Genomic DNA, 22,277 nt, shown 5'->3' on the forward strand with positions numbered 1-22,277 from the left:
GGAAAAAACGATCTCCTTTAGAAAAGAAAATCGTTTTTTGGCTATTTTACAGGTGATGATTTTTTTAGGATAATCGCAATAGTTGTTCCAGTGCCTAGTTCACTTTCAATTTGAATATCACCGTCATGCAGCAAGACGAGCTCTTTTGCTATCGCAAGCCCGAGACCTGTTCCGTTCGTTGGATCATTTGTATTTGTCCCTCTGTAATAGCGGTTAAATAGGTGATCCACCGTTTCCTGTGCCATTCCGCGGCCATTGTCTTTCATTTCGATCCGAACTTCTTCCTCTGTTTCAGATAAAACAGCTGTAATATGGGTGCCTTTTTCGTTATGCTTCACTGCATTCGCCAGCAGGTTCTCAATCACTCGTCTGAACCATGCTTTATCGATCTCAAATATGACACCATCTGTTTGATCTTCAAAGGAGCATGGATAATCCTCAGATGAAGAGCTTCTTGAAAACTCGTCCATAATGGAAGTTAAAAATTCACTGAGTTCAACCGGTTTCCGATTAATAGGCAGGGCACCATTCTTCAATCGGTACGTGAGGTTTAAATCCTCAATCAGTGTCGACATGTATTCTGATTTCTCACGAATCACCTGTCCCATTTCCATGACTTCTTCTTTGGACCATTGATATTGATCGGATTCAAGCATGAGTCCATAGCCGTAAATCGTACTTAGAGGCGTTTTCAAATCATGAGACAATCCTGCAATCCATTCTTCCCTTGTGGTTTGAATTTTTCTTCGGTTTGCTTCATTCTCTTTTAATGTAAGCGTGAGCTGATCCATTGTTTTTAGGATATCCTCAAATAATCGGTATTCCCGCTTAATACGGCCTTTTTTATTTTTACTGACTGGAATTCCCTTTCTATTTGTTGGTTCCTGCAATTTATTTTTTGATAAGAAAATCAGCCAGCGAATAATGTGATAAATTGGCAGCCCATAACGATACGAATACCACAATGTCATGACAATAATAATAGTGAGTGCAAGACCTGCAATTAAGATGGTTGTATATTGATTTAAAGCGTCTCTCTCTTTATCGTAAAGCTCGTCTGGGCTGTATACTTTATTTGGTACCGAGACGATGATATACAGGTTTTTATTCACCTTCATATAAGTGAGGTCACTTCTAAACTCCCAAGGCTTCGATTGATACTTGAGCAATTCAACATCTGTTACGTTATGTTTCAAACTAGTGTTGGCCCGAATGCCTTTTAAATATTTTCCTTCTTCATTGAACAAATGAACCGATCCATTCATTCTCTTCAAGAATTCTTTCGTTTCAACCGAATATTGAGATAATGCAGCCAAATTTTTCTCGTGCTGTTTCAGATAATTGGCTACCTTTGTGCTGTTCGTTTTGAACCCATATAACACAGTAAAACTTTCTTGATCAATCTCAATTGGCCAGAAGTACATCTTGTAATCTTTAAATTCTCTTTTTTCAAAGATCTTGATCATTTCATCCTTTTGATAAGACGTTGGAATTGATTTAGGGCGGTGATAGCTATAAACGGTATTCTTCTTTGAATCAATCACTTGCAGCCAGCCGTCTCTTTTTTCCACTGCTTGCTTGAGCTGATCGTCGGCTTCCATTTTTCCATCCTCGTTAAAATAAAGCCAGCTCATGAGTGTATCTCCATCAGCTTTTGTTAAACCAGTTTCGGTCATGTTCTCATAGTATTTATTTAAATATAAGTTCTCAGAGAACGTATTGCCGATCGTCAGAATGGCAATCACAATAAACATTTGTCCGACAAAGTGAAAGAAAAGTTTTGCTCGTAAATTCATAAATTATTGAAGGACCTTTGCAGGGTGCGGTATAAATTTATATCCCATACCACGGATCGTCACAATATATTCTGGCTGACTCGGATCTAATTCAATCTTTTCTCTCAGCTTTCGAATATGAACCATGACAGTGTTGTTATCACCATATGATGGGACGCCCCATACTTTCTCATAGATTTGATCTTTTGAGAGAACCACATTCGGATGGTCACAAAAGTACTTCAGCAAAGAAAGAAGCTGAGCAGAACATGCCGTCACCTCTCCTCTTACTTTCAATTCGGCTGCATGAGGATGATAGGAGAAATGGGCATAATGATATTGGCTTTGAGTGTCTTCTTGCTCCTCCTGTAAGGAGATATATGTTCGGTTTAGGTGAGCCTTAATTCTAGCCACTAGCTCAAGCGGGTTAAATGGCTTTGTGATGTAATCATCTGCCCCCTGTGCAAAGCCCGTCAGTTTATCGACATCAGACGTTCTTGCAGTTAAATAGAAAATAGGCACTTTCGTTAACTTTCTGATTTCAGGCAGAACGTCAAAACCAGACTTACCGGGCATCATTACATCTAGAAGTAAGAGGTGGATGTCCTCGTTTTTGACAATATCTAATGCTTCATCTGCATGGTAGGCTTTATAAATATGCTTGAATCCTTCTTTTTTTAATACGCGTTCAACCATTTTCACAATTGCTTCTTCGTCATCTGCAATCAATATTTTTGCTGTTTCCACGCATCTCTTTCCTTTCTAGCTATGATCTCTAACCGTATATTACCATTGTCTAAAGTAAAAAAGTACCTCTTTTCCGCATAAAAGCGAAAAAATATCAACTGGAGAAAATGGCAGCACGAGGAAGTTTCAAACATGCAAAAAAACCCGGCAGCTGCACCGGGTTCCTTTACATCTATTATCCATTCACAGCTTCTAGCTTTCGTTCATGATTCATTAAGTCATAGGTTAAACAGATCGGCTTATTCGTTCTAGGATCAAGCACAATTTCTGCATCAATATGGAATACCCGACTGAGTACCTCTTTGGTCATGACCTCATGAGGCGTACCATCTTTTATGACTTTCCCTTGATTGAGGGCAATCATGTAATGTGAAAAACGAGCCGCATGATTCAAATCATGGATGACCATCAACACAGTTCGGCCCTGCTCTCTATTTAAGCGTTCTAACAGCTGAAGAATCTCGAGCTGATGTGCAAGGTCTAAATACGTCGTAGGTTCATCTAATAGGAGCAGCTCTGTTTCCTGGGCAAGTGCCATCGCAATCCATACACGCTGACGCTGTCCGCCGGAAAGTGCTTCAATTGGCCGATCATGAAAAGCAATCATTCCCGTTTCCTCAAGTGCCCACCTAATGATTCGTTTATCTTCATTTGATAAACGGCCAAACCCATTTTGATGCGGGAAACGTCCATATGACACGAGCTCATACACTGTCAATCCACTTGGTGCTTCGGGCGTTTGCGGTAAGATCGCCATTTGTTTTGAAATTTCTTTTGTCGGCGTCTCATGGATAGCCTTGCCATTTAAGTAAACAGCTCCTTGATTGGACTTCATAATACGAGACATCGTTTTTAAAATGGTTGATTTCCCGCAGCCATTCGGTCCAATCAGTGTTGTCACCTTGCCTTTTGGGATGCTGACATTCAAATCTTCTACAATCAAACGGTCTTGATAACCGATACAAAGCTTTTCTGTTTCGAGCGATTTCATATGTTGTCTCTCCTTCCTCATTAGTTCGATTTCATCAATAAGTAAATGAAGTAAGGTGCGCCTAAAGCAGAAACGACAAGGCCAACTGGCACTTCTGATGGTGCAAGGATGACGCGGCCAATTGTATCTGCCAGTAATAATAACAGCGCGCCAATCAGCGCGGAGGCCGGTATCATTCCTTGATGCTTTGGCCCAACAAGCTTTCTAGCCAAGTGCGGTGCGGCTAATCCTAGGAAAGAGATACTTCCTGCAACAGCAACACTCGCACCTGCTAATGCAACGGCAATCAGCATGAGAAGACTTCTTTCTTTATGAACAGAAATGCCCAATCCATAGGACAGCTGATCACCTAAATTCATAATGTTTAAGTAGCGTGATCTGACAAGCGCTAATATAAGGAAAATCAGCATCCATGGCAGAACAGATAGGACATACGTCCAGCTCGAGCCATAAATGCTTCCAGATAACCACACGATAGCTTGGTTAAAATCATTTGGGCTCATTTTCAACTGGATGACCACAATTGCTGCTGAAAACGCAGCATTCACACCAATACCAGTTAAAATCAATCGAACAGGTGTGATGCCTTTTTTCCACGCTAACACATAGATGAGAAATGCAGCAAAGCCTGCACCTACGAACGCGAAAAGCGGCAGTATAAAAATTGTAAGATCACCTAAATTTGTCATCGTGCCTTGAAATGCAAAGATAAATAGCACAACGGCAAAGCCTGCACCGGCATTGACACCAAGAATACCTGGGTCAGCTAAACCATTTTGAGAAACACCTTGCCAAATCGCTCCTGATACAGCGATAGAAGCGCCGACAAGTAAAGCGATGACCATTCTTGGAAGCCTGAACTCGAATAATACGAGTTCATCCATTTCACTTCCGAATCCAAAAAGTGTTTTCAATGTATCCATCGGAGAGATCCGAATTTCTCCGGTATTTAAACTAATGAGAAACACAGCTACGATCGCGAAAAAAATCATGAGCATCGTTCGTTGATATTTCTTTTTCTTTGCTTGCTGCACCATTTCCATTTAAATCCCGCTCCTTTCACGTCTAGCTAAGTATAAGAAGAAAGGAACGCCTATAATCGCTGTAATGGCACCGACTGGCGTTTCAAACGGAGCGTTGACCAGTCTTGCAGCAATGTCTGCATAAATTAACAATGTGGCCCCTAAGATAGCGGAGCATGGGATAATCCAGCGATAGTCCACTCCGACCAAGAACCGAGTGACATGAGGGATCACAAGCCCAATAAAACCAATAGAGCCTGCTACCGACACGGCAGCACCCGTTAAAAGAATAACAACCAATATACCAAGCACCTTGACCGTTTTCGTATACTGTCCAAGCCCTTTCGCCAGTTCTTCACCTAAGCTTAAAACCGTGATCGAACGAGCAAGGATCATTGCAATGATTAGTCCTGCAATGGCAACTGGAATGATGATATGAATGTTACTCCAATTCACACCTGCCACTCCGCCAGCATACCAAAAGCTCATATCTTGAGCGACGTCAAAACGGATGGCAATGGCTGAGGAGATGGAGCTCAAAAGTGCTCCAACCGCTGTACCAGCTAGTGCGAGCTTTACAGGAGTCAGCCCCCCTTTTGACATAGTACCAACACCAAATACAATAGAGGCACCGAGTGCGGCTCCAACAAATGACCAAAGAATTAATGTAAAAGAAGATTGGCCAGGGAAAAATGCTAGTGCAATGGCAATCGCAAATGCGGAACCATTTGTCACACCCATAATCTCAGGTGACGCAAGCGCATTTCTCGTCATTCCTTGCATAATGGCACCTGATACGGCTAAAAAGGCACCGACGAGAGCAGCTCCAACTGTACGCGGCAGCCTCAATTCCCGAATGATTTGATGTGAAGTTTGATGTGGATCAAAATGAAAAACGGCTTCCCATACAGTCTGTAGATGAATGTTTGCTGCTCCTAATGATACTGATAAAAAAAGACCAAATGCTAAAGCGATCATTCCTATGATGATAACAGCTGCTGTTCCAAAAGGCTTCGTGACAATATCGATCGTATCATCGCTGGCTGGCAGCTGTTTATTCGATTGTGAGCCCAAAACCAGTCTCTTCCTTTCCGTTCATGTCTATTCTCTATTAGTGATAATGATTATCAATCTCGAAGTCTAGTATATCACTTTCTTTTCTTTTTGAAATCACTGTTCTGATAAATTTCTTTATTTTCCGCAAAAAACTGTGAGAATTTCATCATTTTTCTTTTGGTTCTAAATTAGCCGATGCATTTTTATTCCTATCATGGTACGATAAAATTGAAAATGAGAATCATTATCAAGGGAAAGTGAATAGGAGAGAATTTTTGTGAAAAAACGAACTGGATTTCTTTTGATTTCTTTATCCATCCTTATGATCTTTACAGCCGCTTGCGGCAGCACTTCAAATAAACAATCTGCAGCGAAAAAGAATGACATGATCACATATCAGGATGCCAAAGGAGAAGTGAAGCTTCCGAAAAATCCGAAGCGAATAGTGCTTCTTGCAGAAAGCTATTACGGGGACCTCGTCACACTCGGCAAGACGCCGGTTGCTACGACATCACCCATCTTTAAAAACCCTTTTTATAAAGGGAAAACAGATGGAGTGAAGAATCTCGGAAGGACCCCATCAGTCGAAAAGGTAGCCGCTTTGAAGCCAGATATAATTATTGCATGGGGAGAAGACGAGAAGTTTGATCAATACAAAAAAATCGCCCCAACTGTAGCGGTTAAATACAACCAATATTCCTTCAAAGACCAGCTAAAAGAATTCGGTAAAATGACAGGTACACCAAAAAAAGCAACAGAATGGATCACGAAATGGGATACTAAAATTGCTGAGGTGAAACCAAAGGTAACAAAAGCTGTCGGCAGCAAAACGGTTTCGATCGTATCGCCATTTGATAAAGGTATTTATATCTTTGGAAACACCTTTGGCCGCGGGGGAGAAATCATTTATGACGAGCTGAAATTAAAAGCACCGAAAGTCGTCAAAAAAGAAGCGATCGACAGCGGTGTCGGCTATGCAAACATTTCTCTTGAGAAGCTGCCAGAATTCGCAGGCGACTATATTTTCACAGGTCCATGGAGCGGCTCAAAAAGTAATGGTGACCAAGTCTATCAAAGCAGCATTTGGTCATCACTTCCTGCCGTCAAAAATAAACGTGTATTTGAAATAGATCCAGTCGGTTACTTCTTTAATGACCCAGTGTCACTAGAAGGTCAGCTAGAGTTCATTGTGGACCGATTGACATCTGCATCATAAAAAAACGTTTCTCCAGAGATGGAGAAACGTCCAAATTATTGACAAAGGGATAAAATGATCTTGATTTTAGCCCTTTGTCTTCTTTTCAGCGTGATAGAAAACCTTTGCAGTCTAGGAAGGACGAGTACCGGAGCGGAGCGAATTGAACATTCGTGAGCACCGGAGCGCAGACCTGACAACGAATGCGAGGGTTTGTCTACACGCTGAACGTTTCTCCAGAGATGGAGAAACGTCTTCCTTATCTTATACCGTTTCTTTGGCAAATCCTTTTGACATAAGTGGATAAAGCAAAATACCCACTAAGAATAGACCGATTCCAAGACCAAAAGTTTTCAAGTCGGCTGTTCCTGAAATAATGACCCAAGCCGAATACCCCATCGCAACAAGTGCAATGATGCCGTCTCTTGTTCGATTTCCTTTTTGAAGCTCATATGTGTCACCTTGCATGATGACCTTAAAGCTGTAGATGGAAGACACAATATACGGAATAAGATACGCAAGTGTCGCTGATGTGGTTAAAAAGGTAAAAGCTTCATTAATCGTACGTGACATCACAGAGAAGATAAACAGCTGTGACATAATATTTGTAACAGTCAAAGCGAAAGCAGGGCTTCCTTTTTTGTTTGTTTTTGCAAATACTGCTGGAAAATCACCAGCCTTTGCTGCTTGATACGGTACTTCTGAACCAAGTAAAATCCAGCCAAGCATCGAACCAAACAAACAAATAATCGCCAGCAGTGCCATGACAATTCCGCCAGCCGGCCCAATAATAAGCTGAAGCACATCCACGAATGGTTTGTCAGAGCCTTGCAATTGATCATGCGGCAGAACGCCCATTGTAATCAATGTGATAATCATGTAGATCGAAAGTGCGATTAAAAGACCTGTAATCGTCGCACGTTTCACATCACGCTGTGAGGATGCTCTTCCTGATAAAATGACAGCTGATTCAATCCCAATAAATGCCCATAGTGTGGAAATAGCCGCATGATGAATTTGGCCTCCAAGTCCGAGCACTCCTTCCCCGCCTGTTTCAACCGGGAAGTAATAATGTTCAAATAATGCCGTTTGAAAAGCAAATAATCCCGCAACAATAAAAAGGACAAATCCAAGCACCTTCGAAAAGGTCGTAATAAAATTCAATTTACTCGCAGCACTTAAGCTTGTGATTAAAATGGTATGTGTTCCCCATAGAAGAAGAGTACATACGATAAACGTCATGAGCTGGCCAAGTGTGACCGCTTCTTTTCCAAAGGTAAAAACCTCAGTCTTCACGGTGAGAATAGGGAAAAAAGTCGTTAAATAACCAGCAAGGCTTGTAATAATCGCGACATTACTAATCCAGCTTGCCACCCAATATCCCCAAACCATTGTAAAACCGGCCGCTTTCCCTTTTTTCGGATCTTTAAAAAGCGCCCTTGCATAACTTTGTGGTCCAGCCGTCAGCTGCGGCTTATGAATGGACAAATGCCCAAATACAAGCGCAATCATCAGCACACCGCCGCCTGTGACAAGCCATGCCATCGTCACACCTAAAGGACTGGCGTGCTGGGCAAGCGTACTTGGCAGCATAAAGATGCCTGAACCTACCATATTTCCGACGACAAAGGCCGTCAATAACCAAAAACCCCATTTTTTTGTCTGTTCCATTTCCGTACCTCCGTTTTATTCACTTTGGACCAGACCCGGCAGTATCTTCATTGATATATTTGTGAAGCAATGACTTGCATTCTTTATGTTCATCATGGATTACCTTTTTAACAGCATACCCTTATTTTTGTTACTCAGAACATAAAAAAAAGCCTGAACAAAAGTCCATGCTTTTCAAAACATACACCTTGATCTCCGGATAGCCCTCCACGCTTTAAAGACGTGGCAGTCCTGCATTTATTCAATGCAGACCCAGCATAAAGAAAGTTGGAGCTCTCTTTACACTTCGGCGCTGATGCCTTTTTTCTCATGATCTACGATTCCATCTCTCCTATGAGTGACTCATCATCCGCGCAACCTCTACCTCACTGAGACATAGCGTGAGGATTTCTATTCATTTTTACTACACGAAGGTTATCAAACATTCTCACATCTGTCAAAGGGAAAAACATAGAAAAAAGGCAGAGAAGTGTTTCTCTGCCCTTTACCTGCTTATTGTTGGTTGTTTTTCTTCTTTTGTACAGCTTCCTGAAGCGGGTCGCCTGCTAGCTCTTTACTTGCTTCCTCTAACAGCTGATCTACCTGCTGATGGTCTTTCTCACTTTTCGCCTTTTTATCCTTTTGGAAAAATGACATCGCTGTTTCCTCCCTTTTCATAAAATGCGATTGCCTGTTTAATTTGTGCTACAGCGCTCAGACTTATTCAAGGGAAGAGGCTCAATCATCATGAAAGGTCTGTCTCATTTTTTGCAAGTACGACAGAAAGGTTTTTAAATCTTCCTTTGTGAAGTCTGACATCATATGCTGAATCACTTTTCCGAAAAGACGTGTATGCTTTTCATAAATCGCCATCCCTTTTTCCGTGACTTCTAAACGAACAAGTGATGAATCGTCCTTGTCCCGTTCTCTCTGAATATAACCCTGCTCACATAATTTATTGAGCGCAATAGAGGCTGCACCTGGGTTTAATGAGAGTCTTTGCTTCAGCTCTTCGGCATGTGATACTTTGCCTTGTATCAAAATAGAAAGAGCATATATCTGCGGCGGCGTGATGTCTTTCTCTAACTCAAGTAACTTGCGGTTTAATTTACGGCTGACTTCATAATGTACAAGAACAATTTCTTTTAAAATGTCTGCATTACCCATCCGAATCGCATCCTTATCGTTAGTATCAACATGACTTCCCCCTTATTATAGAATGTTTTTCCATTCAGCCAACCCTTTTGGCCTCTTTTTCTTTAGAAATAAGCCTTGCTGAATGAATCCACCCTTGATATAGTGAGTACTTGAACTAAAGATAGAACAGGAGTACGCATCATGACAGGAAAAACACACATCATGGGCGGAATTGCCGCCTCCACAGCCGTTGCCTACTATTATGGATTCGACCCAGTGATAATGGCTGCCGCTGGATCAGCAGGTGCCCTGATCCCTGACCTTTGCCATACAAAAAGTAAAATCGGCAGAAAATTCCCGCTGCTCTCGGCACTGATCAGCAGTGTGTTCGGTCATCGCACGTTTACACACAGTTTATTATTTTTGCTGATCATTTATTTTCTAGCGACCACATACATTCCAAATGACAGCCTAAGTATCGGTTTACTAGTCGGGATGGCAAGCCATCTCATCCTGGATGCAGGAACAGTGAACGGGATTAAATTTTTATTTCCAGCTTCCATTAAAGTGCGTCTTCCCTTCTATGTCAAAACAGGCAGCGCAGGAGAACAAGTCGTACTGGCTGCTCTTACCGTCGTTACCTGCTATTACATCGCTGTTATCTGCAGCATATCCATCCCATTCTAATGAATCAAAAAGAGATTTCCGAAAAACACAGGATATGAATTGATCATTCCTCATTTTTTTAGTAGGTTTAAGATAAGTGTTTTTGCCTTGCAGCTGAATACAGAATGGTGAGGAGCTACATAAATGAAAGCGTTTTTCAAAGATCACTGGTTTTTAGTGTACTCCATCCTCTTCATGTGGATGAAAACATACATCATTTATCAATTCGGATTTCACATACGAACAGCCAATCTGTTTCATGAATGGCTGCTTTTGATCAATCCACTTAGCTTTTTGCTCCCCTTGTTTGGGATTGCTCTTTTTTTAAATGAAACGAAGCAAAAGGTTTTTTTATTGACCGCAAATTTGATTTTGACGGCGATTCTCATATCGAATACGATTTTTTATGGATTTTATATTGATTTCATTACGATCCCTGTATTATTCCAAGCGAAAAACATGGGAGATATGGGCAGCAGTATGACGGAATTATTCCACCCGCTGTTCTTGCTGATGCTCATTGATTTCGTGGTGCTGGCTTGGCTGTTAAAGCGCAAACCTTTAGCGCCAAAAGCCTCCTTCAAGACGATCAAAACATATTATGCCGTGTGCTGCAGCTTTCTATTGTTTCATGTCAGTTCAGCCATGCTGGATCACCCTCGCTTTCTGACAAGCTCTTATGATCGAGAAGTGATTGTTCGAAACCTTGGGCTGTTCCAGTTCCACCTGTATGACGGCGCTGCCCAAACAGCGCGTATTGGACAAAAAGCCTTTGCAGATGAAGATACACTTTCAACCGTAGCAAACTACACAAAAGCTGATTACAGTGCACCAAACGAAGAGTATTTTGGACTTGCTAAAGGCAAGAACGTTGTGTTCATTTCACTCGAATCAACCCAGCAATTTGTCGTTGATCAAAAGGTGAATGGACAATACATCACCCCCTTTTTAAATCAACTCGCTAAAAAGAGTTTTTATTTTGATGAATTTTATCAGCAGACTGAGCAAGGAAAGACGTCGGATTCAGAGTTTATTGTCGCAAATTCCCTCTATCCATCTAGCAGCGGCGCTGTCTTTTTCACAGCTAGTGACAACGAATACGACACGTTATACAAGCAGTTGAAAAAAGAGAACTATCAATCCGTCCAATTTCATGCGAATAATAAAACGTTTTGGAATCGTGATGTGATGTATGAAGCGTTTGGGATTGACCGCTTTTATGATGTCGATTCGTATCAGGTCAATGAACAGAATTCAACTGGCTGGGGCTTAAAGGATATCGACTTCTTTGACCAATCCATTGATTATTTAAAAAAGTTGAAGGCGCCTTATTACAGCACGTTCATTACTTTGACCAATCACTTTCCATTTGAAATCGATCCAAAGGATCAATTGATTGATGAATATGATTCGTCCAGCGCCATTTTAAACCGCTATGTGACGACCGTCCGCTATCAGGATGAAGCCATTAAGACCTTTTTTGACCGTATGAAAGAAGAAGGACTGTATGACAATACAATGTTTGTTCTCATGGGAGATCACTATGGAATCTCCGAGGCACATCATCAGGCAATGGCAGAGCTGCTCAAAAAAGATGAGATCACACCGTTTGATGCTGTGAAATTGCAGCGGGTTCCCTTTTTGATTTACATTCCGGGAGTCACAGATCAAGCACCGCAGACAATCTCTGAAACAGCTGGGCAAATCGACGTGAAGCCGACACTCCTGCACTTACTCGGTATTGAAACGAAGGATGCCATTCAATTTGGCAATGATTTATTTTCAAACGAACGGACGCCTTTTGCTGTTTTGAGAAACGGGAACTTTATTACAGATGATTATCTCTATACAAAGAACACCTGCTATGATCAAAAAACAAAAGAACCTGTTGAACAGGATGAGGTGTGTCAGCCTTATATCGAAAAAGCCAATAAAGAGCTTTCCTTATCAGACAAAGTGATCAATGGGAATTTGCTCCGTTTTTATCAGCAATAAAAGCCGCCTTCTGGCGGCTTTTTCTTTTCTCTTTTTACTGAAAGCCTATGAATGGTCAAATAAGTTTGCTTATAATAAAGGATACAGATGATATTGAATAATAAGAGGTGTGAACATGAAGTATACGTTCTTCGCCTTCATCGCCATCTGTTTGCTCCTGAGCGGGTGTCAAACAGAGATGAAGTCATCGGATACAACAACCAAAAAAACAGAGCTTGTCATTTCAGCTGCGGCAAGTCTTCAGGATGCACTTAAAGAAATTGAATCTGCCTTTAACGATGAGCATCCGAATGTGACATTAACAAATAATTTCGGGTCATCCGGCGCATTGAAGCAGCAAATTGCGCAAGGGGCAAAGGCGGATCTCTTTTTCTCTGCAGCTGAAGCGCCCTTTGATGAGCTTGTGAAATCTGGAGACATCGATCAACATTTTATCAAGGATGCCATCCAAAATGAGCTTGTACTCATTGTGCCAAAAGATCACTCTTCCTCTATTAAAAGCTTTCAAGATGTCGAGCACATAAAAGGAAAGGTTGCTCTTGGCACACTTGAATCCGTTCCTGCTGGTACATACGGCAAAGAGATTTTTACAAAACTGAACATCTGGGATCAAGTGAAAAAGAATACTGTGTACGGCAAGGATGTACGGCAGGTTTTAAGCTACGTAGAAACAGGAAATGTGGAAGCAGGTGTTGTGTATAAGACAGATGCCCTCGTTTCCAAAAAAGTAAAGATTGCGGCTGAAGCCAATCAGGACATGCATTCCCCGATCATTTACCCGGTAGGGATCGTAAAAGGGACAGAACATTTAGAGGAAGCCAAGTCCTTTTTTCAATTTCTACAATCAAAAGCAGCCAAATCCATTTTTAAAAAGTACGGCTTTCAAGTGACATAATGCCCATGCTGACTGAAGAATTTCTATCTCCCATCTGGCTGTCCGTGCAAGTTGCCGTTGTGAGCGGGCTGCTGGCAACTGTTTTTGGTACAATGATTGGCTATTGGATGGCGCGAACATCATTTAAAGGGAAAATGATCGTAGAAACACTCTTGATGATGCCGCTTGTCCTCCCGCCAACGGTTGTAGGGTTTTTATTGCTCGTCATATTCGGAAGGCATAGCATGATCGGGGAAGCAATTGAATGGATCTTCCACCAGCCGGTCATTTTCACATGGTGGGCGGCGGTAATTGCATCAACGGTTGTGGCATTCCCGCTTATGTATCAATCAGCAAAAGCTGGATTTTCTACGATTGAGTCAGATATTGAAGGGGCTGCAAAAGTAGATGGTGCTCATTCATTCCAAGTCTTTGCCTATATTACAGTACCACTTGCCCTGCCTTCCCTCTTGTCAGGCAGCGTCCTCAGCTTTGCCAGAGCCCTTGGGGAATTCGGGGCGACCTTAATGTTTGCCGGCAACATCCCGGGAAAAACGCAAACTCTTCCAACCGCTATCTATGTGGCGATTGATTCTGGACGAATGGAGCTCGCTTGGGCCTGGACGATTTGTATTGTGATCTTATCTTTTATCATGCTCTTGGCTGTGCGCCGAAGCAGTACGTAAAAAATCCTCTTTCTCATATAAGAAAGAGGATTTTATTATTTATTCAAACCCAACCGTCATTGTCTCTGGATTTGAGCCGACGCGTTCGTTATTGTTTAATGCATCGATTTTTTCCATGTCTTCTTTGGAAAGCTCGAAGTCAAAGATGTCTGCATTTTGTTTAATACGTTCTTCATTGATTGATTTAGGAATTGTCACAACACCGCTTTGCAGATCCCAGCGCAAGATGACTTGAGCAACAGATTTGTTGTAGCGTGCAGCAATGTCTTTCAATACGTCATGATCTAATAGCTTCCCTTGCATCAGCGGAGACCATGCCTCAATTTGAATGCCTTTTTCCTTTGCATATTGACGCAGTTCAACAAGTGTCAGTTTCGGATGAAATTCAACTTGGTTCACAGCTGGAACAACCTCAGCATCTTTTAACAGCTCTTCTAAATGCTGAATGTAGAAATTGCTGACTCCAATGGCTCTGACTTTCCCGTCTTTATAAAGCTTCTCAAGTGCGCGCCATGTGTCTTTAAATGTATCTGCATTTGGTCCAGGCCAATGAATCAAATAGAGGTCTAAGTAATCAAGACCTAATCGGTTTAAGCTTGCGTCAAACGCTTCAAGCGCTTTGTCATAGCCTTGATCTGTGTTCCATACTTTAGATGTGATAAATAAGTCTTCTCGTTTCACGCCAGATTCTTTAATCGCTTTTCCTACGCCTGTCTCATTTTTATAAACAGCTGCCGTATCAATGCTGCGATATCCGTTTCGTATGGCTGCTTTTACGGCATCTACCACTTGATTGCCGTCCTCCACTTTGAATACACCTAAACCAAACCAAGGCATTTCGACTCCGTTATTCAATGTTACGGTATCATTCAAGCTTTTGACCATTTTAACAACCACCTTTTTTATAGATTCCATCTCTTTCATTATCTCATGTTGTACTTCAAAACTCTATTATCAGGCGTTTCTCTTTGCTTCGATGGCTAAGAGCAGCGCACCTGTCATGCCAGCCTTGTCCTCAAGTCCAGGGGAGACAATGTATGTATCAAGCGGCGGCAGGTCCACATAATCATTGACATAAGCAGCCAGCTTCTCACGAATTAGTGGGAATAGCTGCTTTTGCTTCATGACGCCTCCGCCCATGATGATGCGCTCTGGGCTTAAAATGAGCGAGTACTGCATAAGCGCCTGCGCTAAATAATCCGCCTCAAGTGACCAAACCGCTTCTTCCTTCGTAAGCTCTTTGGCAGGTTTCCCCCACCTTTTCTCAATCGCTGGTCCAGCTGCCAGTCCTTCTAAACAATTTCCATGTGCCGGACAGATACCTGCAAACGAATCCGATTCATCCTGTCTGATAAGGATATGTCCCATCTCAGGATGTGAATGGCCGTGTAGAAGCTCATTTTTCACAACAGCTCCCGCACCAATGCCTGTACCGACCGTGATATACAAACAGCTGCTTAGCCCTTTGGCTGCCCCCTTTGTTAATTCACCTAGTGCTGCGGCATTGACATCGGTTGTAAAAGATACTGGGACACCTAATTGCTTCTCAAGCTCAGGAATGAACGGATAATGCTTCCACTCCACTTTTGGCGTGTTCATGATATAACCGTATGAAGGATCATCCTTTTGAACACAAATGGGTCCAAAGGAGCCAACCCCTAATGCTGCAATGTCATGCTGCTCAAAAAATGGAATGAGCTTTTGTATTGTTTTCTCCGGGTGCTCTGTCGGAATCGTCATTTCCTCTAAGATGTCTCCATGCTCATTGCCGATTGCACAACAAAATTTTGTACCCCCAGCTTCAATTGCTCCATAATACGCCATCATTGATCCCCCCTGCTTGTTCTCTTTCTTCATCATAAAACATGGGGGAGAAGATGACAACATCACGTATTGGTGAGCAGAACAGCTTCCATGTCATTGATATACTCCCTTAAATGATGGGCAATATCACGATTGATCTCACCGTCTTCATATAAGGTTTGAATTTCATTTCGAATCGTCTGTACAGCTTGGAAGTTCAGCTCTTTTTTCTTCCGCTCAAATGAACGGTCTTTTTGCTGGAAGAAGCTTGGACCGTGTTCACAGCGGAAAATCACTTGATTGTAAAAACCAATGACTTGGTGGCACGTTTGTTGGTTTTCATCTGTCATATGATGTTTGATCGAATCTACTGCAGCTTCAGCGGTTTTCTTACGGATTTGTTTGTACGATTCCTCGTTTTCTAAAATGCCGCTTGAAATGTGCTGATTCGGCCGCCATAATTGCAGCCATTGAAGCAAGCGCAGAAACTTCACCTTTGAAAAGCGAATTTTGAAGGAGTTTGAATACAGCATTTCCAGCTCATGAAATCTTTCTTGCAGCTCATAGGCTTCTTCCTTGTCAATTTTCTCTTCCTCAATTAATTGTTGAAGTTTCATCTGTTCTGCTTTGATACCGTGCAGTCTGATTTTTCGCTCTTGTCTTCTCATCCCAAATTGGTAGGGTTCACGCTGGATATTTCTCAGCTTCATTCTATAATCATTGATGAGTGAAAGAGACACTTCCCTGTTGTCCTCATTCATTCCTTCTTTTAAGGTTTTAATAGCACTTCTCAGCAGCTTTCGTTTTGCATGCTGAATCTTTGTATCCAAGTCCACGTCGACTTGCTTGTCTTTTTTCTCTGATAAAAGAGGCAGTAACACACTGGCTAAAATGAGCGTACATAAAATCACACCAGCTGCGAGGAAAATAATCAAGTGCCGCTCTGGAAATGGTGATCCGTCCGCAAGCGTAAATGGAATAGAGAAGGCACCGGCCAATGTCACAGCCCCGCGGACACCAGAGAATGTCATGAGCATCGAGGCGCGAAGCTTCGGCTTTTTCACATTTTGCTTTTTCGTTGCACTCCATTTTCCTGCCCAGAACAGCCATACCCATAAGAACCGCAGCACCATGAGACATAGTGTAATAATTAAGATGTAGCCAATCACCTGCATGTTGTTAAAGGCTTCATCCTGGAAAATAACTGTGGAAACATCCGGAATCTGCAGTCCAAGTATGACGAAAACAAGGCCGTTTAAAATAAATAAAATAATATTCCAGGTGTTTGATGAAGCAATTTGCAGCTTGGCTAAATTCGCTTCCATTCGGTCTTGCTCAATGGCATGTGTCACACCGCCAGCCACAACAGCTAAAATGCCGGATACACCGATTTCTTCCGCTGCTAAATAAATCACAAATGGTGTAAGGATTTGCAGGATGATATGCATTGTGACATCGTCCATTCCTAAACGGCGGAGGAAATAGCGAAAACGAATGATAAAAAAGGATAGAATAAATCCAGTCAATAACCCGCCTGCTGCAATCAGTACAAAACTAAAGGAGGCCTGAGCAATTGAAAAAGCTCCCGTCACCGTTGCAGCAATGGCAAATTTAAAGGCGACAAGTCCTGATGCATCGTTCATCAGCCCTTCGCCTTCCAGCAGTCTCATGATGCCCTTTGGCATATTCACACGGCTGGATAAAGCACTTACTGCCACCACATCTGTCGGTGATAAAATTGCTGCAAGCGCAAATGCGGCTGGAAGCGGTATGCTTGGAATCATCCAATGAATGGTATATCCCGCTACAATGACGGTCGCAAACACTAAACCAAGCGCTAAAAGAAGAATCGGTGCTCTTAATTTCCATAGCTCGTCCCTTGGGGTACGCTTTCCGTCATTAAATAACAGCGGCGCAATAAATAGAACGAAGAAGAGTTCAGGATTTAAAGAAATATGTAAACCTGAAGGAAAAGCTGCCACCAATATTCCTAAGCCCACTTGAATTAACGGAACGGGAATAAAGGGGACAAAACGATTGATAATATTAGATGCTGCAATGAGTGCCAGTAGTACGAGCACTGCCAAAAAAATCTCCACTAGTACATGTCCCTCCTATGTATATTTTTCGTCAAGTTTTGCTTACATGCAAAGATGTGTTCATTACATCCGTCCGCTCAGAAGTGCTTCTTTAGTATTCCGCAAAAAGTGAAACCAACACATAACAATCCATCTAGGCAAAAAAAGGCTGAATCCAGATATTCAGCCTGCTGACAAAATTTTCATCATATGTATTGTTCAAATGATGAACAAAAGACCCTTCTTTTATTTTACACGAAAACTCCATCATCTGCTGATATTCAGCTCTTATTAAACACAAAAAAAAGAGCGGAATCGCCCTTTTTCGTTTTACCCTTTATTTAAAAAATAAGACCTGGCGGGAAGGCGCCATTTGAATAAGTAGGAACAAACCCTGCATACGACGAGGATGACAAACAGCAAATATAAAGCAAGCTCTCCTTGCGCTAAGCCGAGTCCAACGAATAAGCCGCCAAGGGCTGCCCATACGGCGTAAATCTCTGCTTTTAGCACAAGCGGCTTTCGCCCTGCTAATAAATCACGCACAATTCCGCCGCCGCTTCCAGTCAATATGGCTGCCACAATGACTGCACTGAGCGGGAGTTCTCTTTGCACAGCAAATAATGCGCCTTGAATCGCAAACGCTGCTAAACCGATCGCATCCGAGAAATTTCCCCATGTGCTCCAGTGCTTGAGCAAAAGCTTTGGAAAAAGAAACACAATCGTAATGGATACAAGGGCAATCGTAAACATTTTACCCTGTGACCATAAAGCAGACACCGGAAGACCAATTAATAGATTCCGAATCGCTCCACCGCCAAATGCTGTCACAATCCCTAAAATGTACACACCAAGAATATCGTACTCTTCCTCCATTGCAACAATCGCACCACTAATAGCGAATGCGACAATGCCAATGATACTTAAGACTTCCCATGCCATTTTCCGCTTATCTCCTTACCTTTATCTGATCATCTAACACTACTCCCTTAATGTATATCTGACACAGGTGAAAAGCAATACAAATTTTCTTTAAATTTTATCTTTTTGCAAAAATAAAAAATAGCCCGCTTATAAGCAGGCTATCTCTTTCAATCTTCTTTTGCATTTAACAGCAGCATACTAATGATGATGAGAATAAATGCAATAAGAGCTAGCAGTGGAATGGTGATAAAACCAAACCAGTTCAAATAATCAACAGAACAAGGAATACCGCTCAGGCAAGGGCGAATCGATGCAAAGCCAGGTATCTTTTGTTCCATATAATGATAGATAGAAAAACAAGCGCCAATCACAGCCAGAGGCAGAACGTAATATTTCACTTTCACATCGCCTCTGAATGTCGCAATTCCAAGTAAAAGCACGAGCGGGTACATGAAAATGCGCTGAAACCAGCACATATCACATGGGATAAACTTCTTTACTTCACTTAAATACAGGCTGCTCATCGTCGCAACGATAGAAACGATCCAAGCACTGTATAAGTAAACAAGCTTATTCTTCATGATTTTTTCCCTTTGAGCTCTTGATCAATTAATTCTTTGATTTCATCATAGTCATAAAAGTTTTCGACTTGTTTATTGTTAATGAAAAGAGTTGGTGTTGCATTCACTTTATATTGGTTCACAAGCTGATCGTCTGTGTTCAGCTGCGGCTGATATGTTTTCTTTGATAGATGATCTTTAAGCTTGTCCGTGTCTATTTTTGTTGTCTTTTTCGCTAGCTCTGTCAGCTTAGCAGGCGTGACCCATTCTGCTTCACTATCTGGCTGTGCTTGATAGACAGCTTCATGAAATGCCCAAAAGTTTTTCGGATCTTCTTTCCACACTTCTTCAGAAGCTAGTGCTGCCAGCACTGCGCCATCTCCATGAACAGGAAGTGGCAAGTTAATAAACGAAAATGATACATCGCCTTTATCTATGTAGTCCGCTTTCAGCTTTGGGAAAATGTCTGTTTCAAATGATTTACATGATGGACATTTATAATCCCCAAACTCGACAATTTGTACGGCTGCGTTTTTATCTCCCATGACAGGCTGTCCTTTAATAGAAGGCTTACTGTCAACCGTTTGTGCTTCTTTGCTGTTGTTATTTCCAATGACGACGAATAATCCGATGAGAAGAGCTGCGATAATGGTTAAAATGACAGCAAATTTAATGGATGATGATTGATTATTTTTTTTACTCACATAAGCACCTACCTTATCTTTTTCATTCCTTCAAAAGAAAAAGGATAATAGCTTAGAATAATGCCATTATCCAACTTCTTCTATTTTAACAAGAGGGGATTCATTATGAAAGATGGTATTCATGAATTTTTCCTAACAATTTTATTTCATTACCCTCATGGCATTTAAAACAGCGAGTACAGTCACACCGACATCCGAGAAGACGGCTTCCCACATGGTCGCAATACCAAATGCTCCGAGTAATAGGAAAACCCCTTTAACTCCAAGAGCAAATGCAATGTTCTGCCATACAATTCTTCTTGTTCGTTTAGCGACAGCGATGGCTTCTGCTACTTTTGACGGCTGGTCTGTCATAATGACGATATCAGCCGCTTCTACCGCTGCATCTGAACCAAGTCCGCCCATCGCAATTCCTATGTCTGCTCTTGCTAATACCGGTGTATCATTAATGCCGTCCCCAACAAATAATAATTTTTCTTGAGGCGCTTTTTTCTGATCAATTTCTTCTAATTTCGTTACTTTATCCTGCGGTAATAATTCGGCATGTACTTCATCAATGCCAATTTGCTGGGCGACCGCTGTTCCGACTTGCTTGGCATCACCAGTCAGCATGACTGTTTGAATGCCAGATGCTTTTAGAGCTGAGACCGCTTCAATTGCATCATCCTTTAATTCATCTGCAATCAAGATCGATCCGGCAAACTCACCGTTAATGGCCATGTACACAACTGTTCCGCTTCGTTTTTCTTTTTCATACGAAATGCCTTCTCGTTCCATCAAGCGATGATTACCCGCTAACACTTGTGAACCACTGATGGTCGCTTTAATTCCATGTCCCGCAATATCCTCATAGGCTTCGATCTGGCTTTCATCAAGCGGCGAACCATATGCCGCTTTAATCGATTCAGCAATCGGATGTGATGAGTGAGCTTCTGCTAAAGCTGCAAAAGAAAGCAGCTCCTCTTCTGACCACTTGTCGCTCGTTGTCACGATATTGGTCACCGTAAAGTTCCCTTTTGTGAGTGTGCCCGTCTTATCAAATACAGCATAACTCACAGAGTTTAGTGCTTCTAAATAGTTACTGCCCTTTACTAAGATGCCTCGTTTAGAAGCTGCCCCAATTCCCCCGAAGAACCCTAATGGGATGGACACGACAAGCGCACAAGGACAAGAAATCACTAGGAAAACGAGTGCCCGGTAAACCCAGTCAGACAATTGTGCTGATGGAATGAGAAGCGGCGGCACAAAGGCAAGCAGCAATGCTAATACAACGACAGCCGGTGTATAGTATTTTGCAAACTTTGTGATAAAGTTTTCTGTCTGTGCTTTTCGGCTGCTCGCATTTTCAACCAAATCTAAAATTTTCGTCACGGCCGATTCACTTAGCCCTTTTTGCACTTCAATTTCAAGAATACCGTTTTGATTCACAAATCCTGCAAGAACTTCTTTCCCTGCTTCTACATCCCGCGGCACAGACTCACCTGTTAATGCAGAGGTATCCACAAGTGAAAATCCTTCAATGACAAGACCATCAAGTGGAATTTTTTCGCCCGGTTTTACGACGATACGGTCACCGACTTTTACTTCTTCCGGCTTCACTTTTTTTGTTTCATTTCCTACTTTGAGATTTGCATATTCAGGGCGAATATTCATTAATTCACTAATGGATCGTCTTGAACGATTCACTGCTGCCCCTTGGAACAGCTCTCCAATTTGGTAAAACAGCATCACTGCCAGTGCCTCTGGATATTGCTGAATCACAAAAGCGCCAGCAGTTGCAATGGTCATTAAGAAGTTCTCATCAAATACTTGGCCGCGCACGATATTTTTCAGCGCTTTAAAAACCACATCACCGCCGACTAGTAAATACGCTGCGAAAAACATGATAAATTTCAGTAAGCCATCTTCTGGTATAAAATAAGCTGCTGTTCCTATAACTGCACCGCCAATTAATTTCAGCACAATCGCTTTTAAATTCTTTGTCCCATGATCATGATCGTGGTGATGTCCCTCTTCTTTTGGTGATACACTCACATGAGGTTCGATGGACTGAACTGTTTTTTCAATACGCTTTGACATCGTTTCTTGCTTATCTGCATGTGTGACAGTCAATGTCCCTGTCGCAAAATTAACGGAACAAGCTTCAACGCCATCCATTTTGCTGACACCTGTTTCAATTTTACGTGCACAGTTTCCACAATCAAGACCGCTTAATACGTATTCATCCTTCATTTTTTTCATGTTCTCACCTTTTTTCTATATGATAAGTAACGTTCCCTGGATCGATGAAACCTATTAAAAATCAAAAACTTTATATATGAGCATATATTCATATATTAGATTACCTTTATTATATGAGGAGTTCTTGTCTTCTGTCAATCATTTCTGAAGAAATCATTGGTTTTTTGTGTCCA

At 41.9% G+C, this 22,277-nt stretch carries 20 protein-coding genes and 1 riboswitch; of the genes, 5 read left to right on the forward strand and 15 right to left on the reverse strand.

Annotated features, from left to right (window positions below; all coding sequences use genetic code 11):
• Positions 1–41 precede the first annotated feature (41 nt).
• The 5 genes from MHB66_RS15595 to MHB66_RS15615 all read right to left on the reverse strand — a co-directional run bounded on the left by MHB66_RS15595 (position 42) and on the right by MHB66_RS15615 (position 5,609).
• Positions 42–1,796: a HAMP domain-containing sensor histidine kinase gene (locus MHB66_RS15595; protein WP_342490558.1), complete on the reverse strand. Its 1,755-nt coding sequence runs from the start codon at positions 1,794–1,796 to the stop codon at positions 42–44.
• A 3-nt stretch (positions 1,797–1,799) separates the two neighbouring features.
• Positions 1,800–2,522: a response regulator transcription factor gene (locus MHB66_RS15600; protein ID WP_024423448.1), complete on the reverse strand. Its 723-nt coding sequence runs from the start codon at positions 2,520–2,522 to the stop codon at positions 1,800–1,802.
• A 175-nt stretch (positions 2,523–2,697) separates the two neighbouring features.
• Positions 2,698–3,513, reverse strand: a complete 816-nt coding sequence (locus MHB66_RS15605) for an ABC transporter ATP-binding protein (protein WP_046313207.1) — start codon at positions 3,511–3,513, stop codon at positions 2,698–2,700.
• 20 nt (positions 3,514–3,533) lie between these two features.
• Complete coding sequence (locus MHB66_RS15610) at positions 3,534–4,556, reverse strand: iron ABC transporter permease (RefSeq protein ID WP_034280896.1); 1,023 nt, start codon at positions 4,554–4,556, stop codon at positions 3,534–3,536.
• Complete coding sequence (locus tag MHB66_RS15615) at positions 4,557–5,609, reverse strand: iron ABC transporter permease (RefSeq protein WP_024423451.1); 1,053 nt, start codon at positions 5,607–5,609, stop codon at positions 4,557–4,559.
• Positions 5,610–5,868: 259 nt separating this feature from the next.
• Between MHB66_RS15615 and MHB66_RS15620 the strand changes: the two genes are divergently transcribed.
• The gene (locus MHB66_RS15620; RefSeq protein WP_046313205.1) at positions 5,869–6,807 is read left to right on the forward strand and encodes an iron-hydroxamate ABC transporter substrate-binding protein; all 939 of its coding nucleotides are present in this window, start codon (positions 5,869–5,871) and stop codon (positions 6,805–6,807) included.
• 243 nt (positions 6,808–7,050) lie between these two features.
• Here MHB66_RS15620 and MHB66_RS15625 read toward each other — a convergent pair whose 3' ends face one another.
• From MHB66_RS15625 to MHB66_RS15635, 3 genes are all read right to left on the reverse strand, one after another.
• A complete protein-coding gene (locus MHB66_RS15625) occupies positions 7,051–8,457 on the reverse strand; it encodes an amino acid permease (protein WP_041107769.1) in 1,407 nt (468 codons plus the stop codon).
• Between the two features lie 192 nt (positions 8,458–8,649).
• Positions 8,650–8,828: riboswitch (Lysine riboswitch) on the reverse strand.
• A 121-nt stretch (positions 8,829–8,949) separates the two neighbouring features.
• Positions 8,950–9,093: a small acid-soluble spore protein SspJ gene (gene sspJ, locus MHB66_RS15630; RefSeq protein ID WP_034280900.1), complete on the reverse strand. Its 144-nt coding sequence runs from the start codon at positions 9,091–9,093 to the stop codon at positions 8,950–8,952.
• Between the two features lie 81 nt (positions 9,094–9,174).
• The gene (locus MHB66_RS15635) at positions 9,175–9,603 is read right to left on the reverse strand and encodes a MarR family transcriptional regulator (protein WP_034280901.1); all 429 of its coding nucleotides are present in this window, start codon (positions 9,601–9,603) and stop codon (positions 9,175–9,177) included.
• Between the two features lie 171 nt (positions 9,604–9,774).
• Here MHB66_RS15635 and MHB66_RS15640 point away from each other — a divergent pair, with 171 nt between their 5' ends.
• The 4 genes from MHB66_RS15640 to modB all read left to right on the forward strand — a co-directional run bounded on the left by MHB66_RS15640 (position 9,775) and on the right by modB (position 13,794).
• The gene (locus tag MHB66_RS15640) at positions 9,775–10,260 is read left to right on the forward strand and encodes a metal-dependent hydrolase (protein ID WP_342490559.1); all 486 of its coding nucleotides are present in this window, start codon (positions 9,775–9,777) and stop codon (positions 10,258–10,260) included.
• Positions 10,261–10,383: 123 nt separating this feature from the next.
• On the forward strand, positions 10,384–12,234 hold the full coding sequence (locus MHB66_RS15645; RefSeq protein ID WP_046313203.1) for an LTA synthase family protein: 1,851 nt from the start codon (positions 10,384–10,386) through the stop codon (positions 12,232–12,234).
• Between the two features lie 115 nt (positions 12,235–12,349).
• Positions 12,350–13,129, forward strand: coding sequence for a molybdate ABC transporter substrate-binding protein (gene modA / locus MHB66_RS15650; protein WP_342490560.1), 780 nt, complete (start codon positions 12,350–12,352; stop codon positions 13,127–13,129).
• Positions 13,129–13,794, forward strand: a complete 666-nt coding sequence (gene modB, locus MHB66_RS15655; protein WP_046313199.1) for a molybdate ABC transporter permease subunit — start codon at positions 13,129–13,131, stop codon at positions 13,792–13,794. The genes modA and modB overlap by 1 nt, the downstream gene beginning before the upstream one ends.
• A 39-nt stretch (positions 13,795–13,833) precedes the next feature.
• Here the strand turns inward: modB and MHB66_RS15660 are convergent, their stop codons facing one another.
• The 7 genes from MHB66_RS15660 to MHB66_RS15690 form a co-directional block, all read right to left on the reverse strand.
• Positions 13,834–14,679, reverse strand: coding sequence for an aldo/keto reductase (locus tag MHB66_RS15660; RefSeq protein ID WP_039181397.1), 846 nt, complete (start codon positions 14,677–14,679; stop codon positions 13,834–13,836).
• Between the two features lie 69 nt (positions 14,680–14,748).
• Complete coding sequence (locus MHB66_RS15665) at positions 14,749–15,618, reverse strand: ROK family protein (RefSeq protein ID WP_034280908.1); 870 nt, start codon at positions 15,616–15,618, stop codon at positions 14,749–14,751.
• A gap of 62 nt (positions 15,619–15,680) precedes the next feature.
• Complete coding sequence (locus MHB66_RS15670; protein ID WP_046313196.1) at positions 15,681–17,696, reverse strand: Na+/H+ antiporter; 2,016 nt, start codon at positions 17,694–17,696, stop codon at positions 15,681–15,683.
• 309 nt (positions 17,697–18,005) lie between these two features.
• Positions 18,006–18,617: a trimeric intracellular cation channel family protein gene (locus MHB66_RS15675; protein ID WP_024423463.1), complete on the reverse strand. Its 612-nt coding sequence runs from the start codon at positions 18,615–18,617 to the stop codon at positions 18,006–18,008.
• A gap of 149 nt (positions 18,618–18,766) precedes the next feature.
• Complete coding sequence (locus MHB66_RS15680; protein WP_024423464.1) at positions 18,767–19,180, reverse strand: disulfide oxidoreductase; 414 nt, start codon at positions 19,178–19,180, stop codon at positions 18,767–18,769.
• Positions 19,177–19,863: a DsbA family protein gene (locus tag MHB66_RS15685; protein WP_034280910.1), complete on the reverse strand. Its 687-nt coding sequence runs from the start codon at positions 19,861–19,863 to the stop codon at positions 19,177–19,179. The genes MHB66_RS15680 and MHB66_RS15685 overlap by 4 nt, the downstream gene beginning before the upstream one ends.
• A 141-nt stretch (positions 19,864–20,004) precedes the next feature.
• On the reverse strand, positions 20,005–22,104 hold the full coding sequence (locus tag MHB66_RS15690) for a heavy metal translocating P-type ATPase (protein WP_041115669.1): 2,100 nt from the start codon (positions 22,102–22,104) through the stop codon (positions 20,005–20,007).
• Between the last annotated feature and the right edge of the window lie 173 nt (positions 22,105–22,277).

Origin of the sequence: Bacillus sp. FSL L8-0167 (assembly GCF_038630295.1) — a bacterium.
Taxonomy (GTDB): domain Bacteria; phylum Bacillota; class Bacilli; order Bacillales; family Bacillaceae; genus Bacillus; species Bacillus safensis.